At 68.2% G+C, this 11,924-nt stretch carries 9 protein-coding genes and 2 pseudogenes; 6 read left to right on the top strand and 5 right to left on the bottom strand.

Annotation, left to right across the window (positions count from 1 at the left end; translation table 11 throughout):
• Positions 1-41 precede the first annotated feature (41 nt).
• Complete coding sequence (gene rfbA / locus ACZ4WS_RS06385) at positions 42-986, bottom strand: glucose-1-phosphate thymidylyltransferase RfbA (protein ID WP_467977694.1); 945 nt, start codon at positions 984-986, stop codon at positions 42-44.
• 129 nt (positions 987-1,115) lie between these two features.
• Here rfbA and ACZ4WS_RS06380 point away from each other — a divergent pair.
• A pseudogene (locus tag ACZ4WS_RS06380) lies at positions 1,116-1,469 on the top strand (transposase family protein); the annotation flags it as partial.
• A gap of 36 nt (positions 1,470-1,505) precedes the next feature.
• On the opposite strand, the gene ACZ4WS_RS06375 reads toward ACZ4WS_RS06380, so the two are convergent.
• A complete protein-coding gene (locus ACZ4WS_RS06375) occupies positions 1,506-2,297 on the bottom strand; it encodes a DUF6445 family protein (RefSeq protein WP_467977692.1) in 792 nt (263 codons plus the stop codon).
• 268 nt (positions 2,298-2,565) lie between these two features.
• Between ACZ4WS_RS06375 and ACZ4WS_RS06370 the strand changes: the two genes are divergently transcribed.
• Positions 2,566-2,721 (top strand): phosphorylase family protein, encoded by a 156-nt coding sequence (locus ACZ4WS_RS06370; RefSeq protein ID WP_467977690.1) that lies wholly within the window; start codon positions 2,566-2,568, stop codon positions 2,719-2,721.
• A gap of 395 nt (positions 2,722-3,116) precedes the next feature.
• Here ACZ4WS_RS06370 and ACZ4WS_RS06365 read toward each other — a convergent pair.
• Together ACZ4WS_RS06365 and ACZ4WS_RS06360 are read right to left on the bottom strand one after the other, a co-directional pair.
• Positions 3,117-3,248: pseudogene (locus tag ACZ4WS_RS06365) on the bottom strand (MerR family DNA-binding transcriptional regulator); the annotation flags it as partial.
• Positions 3,249-3,423: 175 nt separating this feature from the next.
• Positions 3,424-5,247: a phosphoenolpyruvate carboxykinase (GTP) gene (locus ACZ4WS_RS06360; RefSeq protein WP_467977688.1), complete on the bottom strand. Its 1,824-nt coding sequence runs from the start codon at positions 5,245-5,247 to the stop codon at positions 3,424-3,426.
• Between the two features lie 332 nt (positions 5,248-5,579).
• On the opposite strand from ACZ4WS_RS06360, the gene trhA reads away from it, so the two are divergent.
• From trhA to ACZ4WS_RS06340, 4 genes are all read left to right on the top strand, one after another.
• Entirely contained in the window at positions 5,580-6,293 is a 714-nt protein-coding gene (trhA, locus tag ACZ4WS_RS06355) for a PAQR family membrane homeostasis protein TrhA (RefSeq protein WP_467977686.1), read from the top strand.
• A 137-nt stretch (positions 6,294-6,430) separates the two neighbouring features.
• Positions 6,431-8,089, top strand: a complete 1,659-nt coding sequence (locus ACZ4WS_RS06350; protein WP_467977684.1) for an MFS transporter — start codon at positions 6,431-6,433, stop codon at positions 8,087-8,089.
• On the top strand, positions 8,086-8,757 hold the full coding sequence (locus ACZ4WS_RS06345) for a TetR/AcrR family transcriptional regulator (RefSeq protein WP_467977682.1): 672 nt from the start codon (positions 8,086-8,088) through the stop codon (positions 8,755-8,757). Before ACZ4WS_RS06350 ends, ACZ4WS_RS06345 begins: the two co-directional genes overlap by 4 nt.
• A gap of 4 nt (positions 8,758-8,761) precedes the next feature.
• Entirely contained in the window at positions 8,762-9,490 is a 729-nt protein-coding gene (locus ACZ4WS_RS06340) for a Mut7-C RNAse domain-containing protein (RefSeq protein WP_467977680.1), read from the top strand.
• Positions 9,491-9,516: 26 nt separating this feature from the next.
• Here the strand turns inward: ACZ4WS_RS06340 and ACZ4WS_RS06335 are convergent, their stop codons facing one another.
• Positions 9,517-11,781 carry a galactose oxidase-like domain-containing protein gene (locus ACZ4WS_RS06335; protein ID WP_467978325.1) on the bottom strand — a complete coding sequence of 755 codons (2,265 nt, stop codon included), beginning with the start codon at positions 11,779-11,781 and terminating at the stop codon, positions 9,517-9,519.
• Positions 11,782-11,924: the final 143 nt, after the last annotated feature.

Raw genomic sequence — 11,924 nt, 5'->3', positions numbered from 1 at the left:
CGGGCGAGAAGTCGTGCGGCAGGTAGCGTCAAGAGCCGCCGTTACACGGGAGCGCCCGGCCCTGTTCGCAGCAGTTCTTCGCTACGCGATCCGCTGCCTCTTTGGGGCATGACGACGTATCGGGAGTCCTCCAGCAGCCCCAGCAGATAGTGGCCGTATCCGCTCTTGAGTAGCGGCTGGGCCAGCTGCCGGAGCCGGTGGTCGTCGATCAGGCCGGCCCGCCAGACCGCCTCCTCGACGCAGCCGACCTTGAAGCCCTGGCGCTCCTCGATCACCCGGACGAATTCCGAAGCCTGAACCATGGAGTTGAAGGTTCCGGTGTCGAGCCACGCGGTGCCTCGGTCGAGCCGGGTGACGTGCAGCGCCCCGGCTTCCAGATAGACGCGGTTGAGGTCGGTGATCTCCAACTCGCCCCTGGCGCTGGGCCGTAGGTCGCGGGCGATGTCCACGACGTGGTTGTCGTAGAAGTACAGTCCGGGCACGGCGTACCGGGACTTGGGCCGGGCGGGTTTCTCCTCGAGGGACAGCGCTTGGCCCAGTTCGTCGAACTCCACCACGCCGTAGGCCGAGGGGTTGGCAACCTGATAGGCGAATACCCTGCCGCCCTTCAGATCGTCGAGGCGGGCCAGCCGTGTGCCAAGGCCGCTGCCGTGGAAGATGTTGTCGCCCAGAATCAGGGCGACCGGCTCATCCTCGATGAACTCGGCTCCCAGCACGAAAGCCTGAGCAATGCCCTCCGGGCGCTCCTGTGCCATGTATTCCAGCCGCAGGCCCAGTTGGGTGCCGTCGCCGAGCAGCCGACGGAATGGGGACTGGTCTTCGGGCGTGGTGATGATCAGGATTTCCCGGACGCCGGCCATCACCAGTGTGGAAAGCGGGTAATAGATCATGGGCTTGTCGAAGACCGGCAACAGTTGCTTCGACACCGAACGGGTCAGCGGCCACAGTCGTGAGCCGGTGCCCCCGGCCAACAGGATTCCTCGCATGCCATCACCATAGGCGAATTGCCCTTGTATGCCGCTTTTTCACACGGCCGAGGACTGGCCTCGATTTCATCAGCGCGCTTCACGATCCCGGGAGTTCCGCGCCACCAACGGGCTGGTACGCGCCGCCCGACGGAAAACGCCCTGGGAATACGCCTCCTCGACCAGGCCAAGAAGACTTACCCAACCATCTCCAAGAGCTGAGTCGACACCGGCTTCAAAAACGCCGTCGTCGAACACGGGGCCATCCTCGGAATCGACGTCGAGGTTGTCGCCAGAAACCCGGGAGTCCGTGGTTTCCATGTCGCCAAAAGGCGCTGGGTGGCAGAGCGGAGTATCGGATGGATCACGATGCGCCGACGCCTCGCCCGCGACTACGAGGCCCTGCCCGCCGGCTCCGAGGCCATGATCCGCATCACCTCAATCGACAACCTCACCAAGCGCATAACGGACGAGACCACACCCACCTGGCGAGGAACCTACTAGGACATAAAGGGTAATCTGCCTACGCCGAACGCCCTCTCAGGCGTTGATGTCGAAGAAGAAGAGCTGCACCAGGCGGTGAGTGCCGTGCTCCCCGGCGAAGTGCTCGTACGACGTGGCCGAGTGCATCAGCTTCGCGTCCCAGATCACCAGCCGGTTGTACTGGCCGGAGACCGACTCGATCAGCTCCCAGTTGTCCTCGTGCTCGAAGTTGTAGGGGTCGTAGACGACCGAGCGCGCGGCTTCGACGGCCTCGGAGCTGCCGAGGCGCGCCTGTTCCTTCGGATGGCTGGGCGCACGCCGGCAGCCGTAGGTCCTGTCGCGCCAGAAGCTGGTGCCGGCACCGGGGGGCGGGTTCGGGTTCAGGTAGATCGCTGCGGCGTAGCTCTGCGAGTCGTGGTGCCAGACCAGCGGGTCGTCGTGCGCGGTCTGCTGAAAGACGCCGTTGGCGTTGTGGCCGAGCCATTCGGTGACCGGAGTGCCGAGCAGCCGCGAGAACTCCTCGCGCAGGCCGGGCCAGAGGAACCGGTGCTCGCTGCGCAGACCTTTGAAGTACTGCAAGTTGGTGTGGTAGCTGGCGCGGAGCGCGATCTCGCGCACCTCGTCCGGGTCGTCGAGGAAGTCATCCACGGAGAGCAGGTGCGGTGCGGTGGGGGTGAACAGCCGCTTCGCGGCGGGCTTGAGCTGCGCGTCCTCGAGGGTGGGGGCCGGGACCACGATCGGCAGCTGCGCCGGGCCGCTGGAGATCAGGTAGCCACCGTCACCGCGGTCCTCCAGCACGACAGCGACCTCACCGCCGAAGTTGAGCTGCTCCCCCGAGTTGAATGACATGGCCAGACTTCCTTCGTCGTGCGCTGACTGACGCTCGAAGATTACCGGCCGACTCATCGCAATTGCCATGTTTCGCCGCATAAATACCCACATCGGCGCAGTCGCCGGTCAGATCGCGCCGACCGTCCTGCTGCCGGGAGATCCGCTGCGTGCGAAGTGAATCGCGGAAACCTTCCTCGACAACGCCACCTGCTACAGCGAGGTGCGCGGGATGTACGGGTTCACCGGGACTTGACAAGGGACGCCGATCTCGGTCCAGGGCTCCGGGATGGGGCAGCCGTCGATGGCGATCTACGTCAACGAACTCTTCGCTGAGTACGACGTACAGAACATCGTCCGGGTCGGGTCCTGCGGGGCGTTCACCACGACGACGGGCATCCGCGACGTGGTCATCGCCTCCGGGCCTGCACCAACTCCTCGATGAACCGGCACCACTTCCTCGGGGTCGACTATGCGCCGGTTGCCGACTTCGGGCTGCTCCGTGCCGCGGTCGAAGCCGCCGAGGCCCGCGACGAGGTCATCCACCACGTCGGGCCGGCTCAAGACCTCGTAGTCCATCAGACAGGTCAAGCGATCAACCCACCGATCAGGTACGGGGATCAGGAACAGGCACTGACTTGACTCTGTCGGGGATCTTGGGATTCCAAGGTGGTCCTCCGATGTCCGGTGCGACGCTGGAGGCGTCCGCGGCTCGGAGGTGATCAAGATGTCCATTCGACCCTGTCCCGGCCGGCAAGTCCCGGAACTGACCGCGCGTATCGCCCGTGCCAGCAACCTCCGGGGGACTCCGGCCATGTGGATCCGTGACCGCCTGGTGTACTCACGGTACCCAGCGGCTGTACGCCGGGACGGGCTGAGAAGCCCGACCCGGTCCCAGTGATGCAAGGTGCGCACGGTCAGCCCACTTGCTTCAGCGAGTGCCCCGACCTTCCACGTCTGCTCAGGACTCATGCGCCACCAATGCTCCCTGACGTCGCGTGAGGGTCAAGGCCACTGGGCCGGGGGCCCGCCCGCCGTTGTACGGTGCGGGCCCCCGGCCCAGTTCGTGGTGCTGTCACCGCGGCCGGTCGTGACGACGTCGCAGGTCAGGGCAAGTCGGACCGGCCGCGGAGCTTAACGGCGGGCGTCAGCCCAGACGCTGCACCAGCGCCCGGTACTCGTCCCACAGCTCCTTCGGCGTGTGGTCGCCGAAGGTGTTGAGGTGCTCGGGGACCAGCGCGGCCTCCTCGCGCCAGACCTCCTTGTCGACGGTGAGCAGGAAGTCGAGGTCGGACTCGGACAGGTCGAGACCCTTGGTGTCCAGGGCCCCCTTGGCCGGCAGGATGCCGATCGGCGTCTCGACGCCCTCGGCCCTGCCGTCGAGGCGGTCCACGATCCACTTCAGGACGCGGCTGTTCTCGCCGAAGCCCGGCCACACGAACTTGCCCGCGTCGTTCTTGCGGAACCAGTTCACGTAGTAGATCTTCGGGAGCTTCGCCTGGTCCTTGTCCTTGGCGACGTCGACCCAGTGGCCCATGTAGTCGCCCATGTTGTAGCCGCAGAACGGCAGCATGGCGAAGGGGTCGCGGCGCAGCTCGCCGACCTTGCCCTCGGCGGCGGCGGTCTTCTCGGAAGCGACATTCGCACCGAGGAAGACACCGTGGTTCCAGTCGAAGGACTCCGTCACCAGCGGGACCGCCGTGGCGCGACGGCCACCGAACAGGATCGCCGAGATCGGCACGCCCTTGGGGTCCTCCCACTCGGGCGCGATGATCGGGCACTGCGCGGCGGGGACCGTGAAGCGGGCGTTCGGGTGGGCGGCCGGGGTGCCGGACTCCGGCGTCCAGTCGTTGCCCTTCCAGTCGGTCAGGTGGGCCGGAGTCTCCTCCGTCATGCCCTCCCACCAGATGTCGTTGTCGTCGGTCAGCGCGACGTTGGTGAAGACGGAGTTGCCCCACAGCGTCTTCATCGCGTTGGCGTTGGTGTGCTCACCGGTGCCGGGCGCGACGCCGAAGAAACCGGCCTCGGGGTTGATCGCGTACAGCCGCCCGTCCGCGCCGAACCGCATCCACGCGATGTCGTCACCGATCGTCTCGACCGTCCAGCCGGAGACCGTGGGCTCCAGCATGGCGAGGTTGGTCTTGCCACAGGCGCTCGGGAAGGCGGCGGCAACGTACTTCGACTCGCCCTGCGGCGGCGTCAGCTTGAGGATCAGCATGTGCTCGGCGAGCCAGCCCTCGTCGCGCGCCATCACGGAGGCGATGCGCAGGGCGTAGCACTTCTTGCCGAGCAGCGCGTTGCCGCCGTAGCCCGAGCCGTAGGACCAGATCTCGCGGGACTCCGGGAAGTGCGAGATGTACTTCGTGGAGTTGCACGGCCACGGCACGTCGGCCTCGCCCTCGGCCAGCGGCGCTCCGAGCGTGTGCACGGCACGCACGAAGAAGCCGTCGGTGCCGAGCTCGTCCAGGACGGGCTGTCCCATGCGGGTCATGGTGCGCATGGACACGGCGACGTAGGCGGAGTCGGTGATCTCGACGCCGATCGCGGAGAGGTCCGAGCCGAGCGGGCCCATGCAGAACGGGACGACGTACATCGTCCGGCCCTTCATCGAGCCGCGGAAGACGCCGTTCTCGCCGGCGAAGATCTCCCGCATCTCGGCGGGGGCCTTCCAGTGGTTGGTCGGGCCCGCGTCCTCTTCCTTCTCGGAGCAGATGAACGTCCGGTCCTCGACCCGCGCGACATCGGTCGGGTCGGAGGCGGCGTAGTACGAGTTGGGGCGCTTGATCGGATCGAGCTTCTTGAAGGTGCCCTTGCGGACGAGCTCCTCGCTCAGTCGCTCGTACTCCGCCTCGGATCCGTCACACCAGACCACGCTGTCCGGCTGGGTCAGTTCTGCGATCTCGTTGACCCACGAGATCAGGTCTTTGTGGTGAGTGGGGACGACGGTGGGAGCCGCGATGTCGCGCGCCACGATTGCTCCTAAATGAGGGGTTTTGTTGTTGTGCCCCGTGGGGGCTGCGACCCGGATGCTTCACGATGCTTGACTTCTGGCGCTCATCCGGTGCCGACCGCACTCATATGATCATCCGACGGGTTCGCCCATATGTCCAGAGGGCCTCACAGCTGAGCGGAGTGAGCATCGCCACGTGTATCCGCGATTCTTTGCGGACACGTTGGGTTCAGCTGAAGGATTCTTTGCGCGGGCGCCGCCTTGCACCGCATCGTGAGAACATGGCCACTCCTGCGCTGTTCGGCGCGCCGTACTGACACGTAACTTACGGTTCCGTAGGTAGGATTCCGCCTATGACTGCGTCCGCCCCCGACGCGCCCACGGACTCGCAGGCCGCCGGCCAAGGTCCCGTCGCGCTCTCCCAGCCGCATCCGGTCAAGCCCAAGCTCCGCGGCTGGCTGCATCTGGGCATGTTCCCGGCCGTGCTCATCTCCGGCCTGGCGCTCACCGCCCTCGCGGACTCCCCCCGCGGCCGCATCGCCTGCGGAATCTTCGCCCTGACGGCCTGCCTGCTGTTCGGCGTGAGCGCGCTCTACCACCGCGGCAACTGGAGCCCGCGCATGGACGGCGTACTGCGCAGACTCGACCACGCCAACATCTTCCTGATCATCGCGGGCACCTACACGCCGCTGACGATGCTGCTGCTGCCGGAGGCCACGGGCCAGTGGCTCCTGTGGGGCATCTGGGGCGCGGCGGCGGCCGGCATCGCCTTCCGGGTGTTCTGGGTCGGCGCCCCGCGCTGGCTCTACACCCCCTGTTACATCGCGATGGGCTGGGCGGCCGTCTTCTTCCTCCCGGACTTCATGCGGGCCGGCGGCATCGCCGTTCTCGTCCTGGTGATCGTCGGCGGTCTGCTCTACAGCGCGGGCGGCGTGATCTACGGGATCAAGCGCCCCAACCCGTCACCGCGATGGTTCGGCTTCCACGAGGTCTTCCACTCCCTCACCCTCGCGGCATTCGTCGTGCACTACGTCGGGATCTCGCTGGTCGCCTATCAGCACGGGTAACCCCTTCCGACCAGTCTCTTTCCAGGGCCGCGGCTTTCGAGCCGCGGCCCTTTGCCGTGTCCGGCCACCGCCCCGTCCAGACACTGACAGACTCCACCCATTGACAGTTGCCATCTTTTGACAGCTACTCTCATTTCATGGTGACTCTCACTCAGGACGGCGCCGAACGGCGCGATCCTCCCCCATTGCCTAAAGGGCATGGGCGGGACCCCCGGCGCTGGTGGGCCCTCGGGGCCCTGGTCGCGAGCATGCTCGTGCTCGGTTTCGACATGACGATCCTCAACGTGGCGCTGCCGACGATGGCTCGTGACCTGGGCGCGTCCACGGGCCGGCAGCAGTGGATGGCGGACGCGTATGTCGTCGTCTTCGCCGCGCTGATGCTCCCGGCGGGCCTGCTCGGCGACCGGTTCGGACGGCGCCGGATGCTCATCACCGGGCTCGGCATCTTCCTCGCCGGTTCCCTGGTCGGCGCCCTCGTCGACGACGTCACGCCGGTGATCGCCGCCCGCGCCCTGATGGGCCTCGGCGGCGCGCTCGTGATGCCGCTCGCGATGGCCGTGCTGCCCTCGCTGTTCGGACCGGACGAGCGCACCAAGGCCGTCGGCGCGGTCTCGGCGGCCTCGGCGCTCGGGCTGCCGCTGGGCCCGATCATCGGCGGCTGGCTGCTCGACCACTTCTGGTGGGGCTCGGTCTTCCTGGTCAACGTGCCCATGGCGGCGATCGGCATCGTCGCCTGCGTCTTCCTGCTCCCCGAGACCCTCCCCCACTCTCAACTTCGTTCGAGCGGGGGGACCCCCATCCCGGCCGCACCCAAGGTCGACGCCGTCTCCACCGCGCTCACCGCGTCCGGCCTCAGCATCCTGATCTACGCGACCATCGAGGCCCCGCATCGCGGCTGGGGCGACCCCCTGGTCCTCGGCCTGTTCGCGGCTTCCGCGCTCCTGATCACGCTCCTCGTCCGGCGCGAGCGCCGCAGCGCCCGCCCGATGCTGGACCTCTCCCTCCTCGCCCAGCGCGGCTTCCTGCTCAACACGCTCGCCGCGACCCTCGTCATGTTCGTGCTGTCCGGGCTGATGTTCGTGCTGCCGCAGTATCTGCAGGCGGTGCTCGGACACGACGCGTTCGCCACCGGGGTGCGGATGCTGCCGATGATGGGCGGGCTGTTCGTCGCCGCCAGGACAGCGGCGCCGATCGTCGCGAAGTTCGGGCCGCGCGCGGTCGTCAGCGCCGCGCTCGTGGTCCTCGCCTTCGCCGCGATCCTGGGCAGCCGGACGTCCGTGGACGACGGCTACGGCTTCGCCGCCGTGTGGCTGTCCATCGCCGGGATCGGCTTCGGTTTCGCCGTGGTCCCCGCGATGTCCGCCTCGCTCGGCGCGCTGCCCCGCGACCGGGCCGGCAGCGGCTCCGGGCTCCTGTTGACGGTGCGCCAGGTGGGCAGCGCGATCGGTATCGCGCTGCTCGGCTCGCTCCTCGCGAGCGCCTACACCGGCCGCCTCGACACCTCCGGGCTGCCGCACGCGGCCGCGGTCACCGCCGGGGACTCCGTGGTCGGCGCCCATGTGGTCGCGGCACAGCTCGGCGACCGCGCTCTCGCCGCCTCCGCGAACGCCTCGTACATCCACGGCATGAACCTGGTCCTGCTGGTCAGCGGGATCGCCGCGCTGGTCACCGCGCTGCTGGCGGCGGCCCTGCTGCCGAACACCGAGCCGGCCACCCGCCCCGTCCCCGAGGACGGCGAGGAGGACGGCGAGGAGGACACCGACATGGCCCCCGCCCCCGTGGATGCCGGACAATGAACACCATGGCCGCCACCGCACACAGCTCCCCTCCCGCCCCGGAGCCCCGGCTGGGGCTCCGCGAGCGGAAGAAGATGAAGACCCGGATCGCGATCCGCGACGCGACGTACCGACTGATCAAGGAGCAGGGGTACGACGCGACGACCATCGAGCAGATCGCGGAGGCGGCCGAGGTCTCCCCGTCCACGGTCTTCCGCTACTTCCCGACCAAGGAGGACATCGTCCTCACGGACGAGTACGACCCGATCATGGAGCAGGAGCTGTGCGAGCGGCCCGCGGACGAGCCGTGGATGGAATCCCTGCGGTACGCGCTGCGGAGGGCCGTCGGCGTCGGACACGCCGAGGAGCCCGACGTGTCCCGGCTGCGCACCCGGCTGATGGTCGACGTGCCCGCGGTGCGCTCGCGGATGATGGAGAGCATGTCGGTGACCGGCCGCATGCTGTGCCGGGTCATAGGACAGCGCACCGGCCGGGACCCGGACAGCCTGGAAGTGCGCGTCTTCGCGATGTCCCTGATCGGCGGCCTGATGGAGACCTCCTTGTACTGGGCGGAGAGCGGCCACCAGGAGGACCTCACCGAGCTCCTCGACCGCGCCCTGGCCGTCCTGCAGAACGGCCTGGAGCTCGGAAACCCACAGGCTCCGGGCGCACCCCCCGTGCCATCCTGACCCGGTGAACGGTCCGGAGATCCACATCGAATTCGCCCCCGAACTGGGGCTGTTCGTCCCGCACGCGCGGCGCGCGGGTGCCACCCCGCTCGTCACCGACGGCTCCTCCACGCTCGGCCATGTCGTCGAGTCGCTGGGCGTCCCGCTGACGGAGGTCGGTGCCCTGGTCGTGGACGGACGGGAGGTGCCGGTCTCGCACCTCCCGAAGGCGGGCGAATCCATCGGCGTACGGGCGGTGGAGCGTCCGCAGTCCGTGCCGGGCGCCCCCCTGCGTTTCCTCCTCGACGTCCACCTCGGGACCCTCGCCCGACGCCTGCGCCTGCTGGGCGTCGACACGGCGTACGAGTCCACGGACATCGGCGATCCGGCCCTCGCCGCCCGTTCGGCCGCCGAGCGGCGCGTCATGCTCAGCCGGGACCGCGGACTGCTGCGGCGCCGCGAGCTGTGGGCGGGCGGCTTCGTCTACAGCACCCGGCCGGACGACCAACTCCGTGACGTACTGGGCCGGTTCGCGCCCGAGCTGAAGCCCTGGACGCGCTGCACGGCGTGCAACGGCCTGCTCGAGGAGGCCACCAAGGAGCAGATCGCGGACCGGCTGGAGGGCGGCACGCAGCGGTCGTACGACATCTTCGCGCAGTGCGCGGAGTGCGGGCGGGCGTACTGGAAGGGCGCGCACCACGACCGCCTGGAGGCCATCGTGGGGCGCGCCCTCGCGGAGTTCGGGAACCGCTGAGGCGGTTCCCGCGGCGAGCGGACGAACTAACGCCTCTTCAGATCCTTCGCACCGCAGGCCAGTCCGTCGTTGTTCGGGTCGAGCCGCAGTGGATCGTCCTTCCCGTTGACCTTCAGCCGTCCGTAGTCGTTCTTCTTCAGCCACGCGCAGCGGGCGGCCGTCGTCTTGCGCACCGTGTCCGGGAAGACCGTCGGCACGCAGACGTTGATCGTGCCGTAGTGCCGGTCGCAGCCGGAGATCGTGGTGCTCACCTTCTGCGAGGACTTCTTCTTGCCCGCCTTCGTGACCGTTCCCTCCAGGGAGTCGGCGAAGGAGTGGACGTGCGCCGACGAGGTGTCCGTGGCGAGCGCGGACGGGCCCTGGAGGTGCACCCACTTGGCCACCGACGGGACCCCGTTGGCGTCGACGGCGAAGAGCATGTACCAGCCGGGCGGGGCCAGGTCGGGATTGCTCGTCACGTTCAGGTCGACGTTGTTGCCGTCCACGGACAGCGGCAGATCGACGTACCGCTGGTTCGGGTCGGAGGAGTGCGTCACCGCGGCCGGGCGGATCAACTCGGCCTTCACGATCGGCCGGTCGACGGTGATGCGCTGCGTGTCGCCGTACACCCACTCGTTGTCGATCACCGAAGTGATCGTCGGGCGGGTGCCCTTGAGCAGGTACGGCGGGGTGTAGATGGACACGTTGTGGTTCCACGTGCCGTTGCCCGGGTTGTCGCCCGTCGCCATCACACGGCCGTCGGGGAGCAGGAACGCGGACGAGTGGTAGCCGCGGGCCTCCGGGTCGGCGGCGACCGGATCGAAGGTCGTGGTCGCCGGGTCGAAGATCGACGACTCGTAGACCGAGTTGGCGCGGTTGTGCAGGCCGCCGCCGGTCTCCAGGACCTTGCCGTCGGGCAGCAGCACGGTGGAGACGTACATCTTGCCCTGGCTGCCGGTCTCGGCCACCGGACCGTTGCCCAGGTCCACCGTCCCCTGCGGGATCTGCGGCCCGGCGACGTACGTCGGGTTGGCGGCCTTGAGGTCGATGATGTCGGTGAGCCGGTTGGCGTCCGGGTTGGAGTCGATGTTGCCGCCGCCGATCGTCAGGACCTTCTGGTCCTGGGCCGGGGGCAGCAGCACGCTGGCGGACTGGTCGCGTTCGTCCTTGTTCTGCAGGCCCGAGATCGCCGTGGTGGTGTTGGCGTCGTAGTCGTAGATCGCCGAGCCCGTGCCCGGGGTGCCGTTGCCGAAGACATGGCTGCCCGAGTAGAAGAGCCGGCCGTCCTGCATCAGGATCATCGACGGGTACAGGCCCCAGTACGACCAGGTCTGGTTGACCTGCGACAGCGGCAGCCACTGCTGCTGGGCAGCCGACCAGCGCTCGGCGGTCACCGAGCCGGTGGAGTCCTCGCGCAGCCCGCCGAACGAGATGATGTCACCGTTGCCGAGCTCCGTCGCGGACGGATACCAGTGGCCGTCGTTCAGGTCGTTCGTCTTGCTGTACGTCTCGGTGACCGGGTCGAAGATGTACGAGTCCTTGTAGCCCTCGTAGCCGTGCCCGCCCGCGACCGGGAACGCCTTGTTGCCGCTCATCACCAGCACGCGCCCGTCGGCGAGCTGGACGTGACCGGCGCAGAACATGTCCTTGGGCGTGGGTATCGTCTTGTACGTGCCGTTCACCGGATCGTAGACCGCGCTGGTGAACGTGCCCGCGTTGAAGTTCTCCTCGCTGTTGCCGGAACCCGCGATCAGCAGCACCTTGCCGTTGTTGAGGACGACGGAGTGCATGGAGCGGACCGGGTTCTGCGTGGGCAGCACCGTCCACTTGCCGTTGGCGCACTCGTCGGCCGTGGCCGTGCAGGTGGCCGGCGGGATCGGGTCGGCGACCTGTTCCATCGTGTAGTCGTCGGTGGTCGCGGAGCCGGTGCCGTACACCGAGACGCCCCAGGTGATGCGGTCCGTGCCCGCCGGAACGGCCGGGGTCCGGACGGTCGCCTGGGTATAACTGCCCGCCATGTCCAGGGTCTTGAGGTCGGTCCAATACTGCCAGCCCGCCGTGGTGTCGTGCCGGAAGAGCGTGATGGCGGCGTCGGGAGTCGTCGTCTTGTACCAGAGCCCGAGGTCGTACTGCTTGCCCACGGTGACCACCGGCGCGCAGGCGGCCGACTCGGTGATCAGCGCCTTGCGGTCGCCGTCGACGCGACGGGTCAGCGAGACCTTCATGGCCTTGGAGCCGGAGTGGGCGTCGGCGACGGTCGCGAAGGTGAAGTCGTTGTCGCCCCAGCCGGACTTCTCCCAGCAGTTCGGCATGCCGTCCGTGCCGTCGGTCTCGAAGCCCGGGTTGGTGACGAGGTTGGCGGCGGACGCGGGCTGCGGCGATATGAGCAGCAGCCCGGCGGCGAGGCCCGCCACGGCCAGTAGTGAGGTGCTCCGGCTCGGCCTCAGCCGGAATC

This window comes from Streptomyces sp. NPDC029292 (assembly GCF_055569295.1).
This window is presented reverse-complemented; position numbering and strand designations above follow the sequence as displayed.

What these genes read in the sequence shown, in the direction of transcription:
- ACZ4WS_RS06335 (WP_467978325.1), bottom strand. Translation starts at nt 11,781, where the DNA reads ATGCCGAACTGCTGGGAGAAGTCCGGCTGGGGCGACAACGACTTCACC.
- ACZ4WS_RS06345 (WP_467977682.1), top strand. Translation starts at nt 8,086, where the DNA reads ATGAACACCATGGCCGCCACCGCACACAGCTCCCCTCCCGCCCCGGAG.
- trhA (WP_467977686.1), top strand. Translation starts at nt 5,580, where the DNA reads ATGACTGCGTCCGCCCCCGACGCGCCCACGGACTCGCAGGCCGCCGGC.
- rfbA (WP_467977694.1), bottom strand. Translation starts at nt 986, where the DNA reads ATGCGAGGAATCCTGTTGGCCGGGGGCACCGGCTCACGACTGTGGCCG.
- ACZ4WS_RS06350 (WP_467977684.1), top strand. Translation starts at nt 6,431, where the DNA reads ATGGTGACTCTCACTCAGGACGGCGCCGAACGGCGCGATCCTCCCCCA.
- ACZ4WS_RS06375 (WP_467977692.1), bottom strand. Translation starts at nt 2,297, where the DNA reads ATGTCATTCAACTCGGGGGAGCAGCTCAACTTCGGCGGTGAGGTCGCT.
- ACZ4WS_RS06370 (WP_467977690.1), top strand. Translation starts at nt 2,566, where the DNA reads ATGGGGCAGCCGTCGATGGCGATCTACGTCAACGAACTCTTCGCTGAG.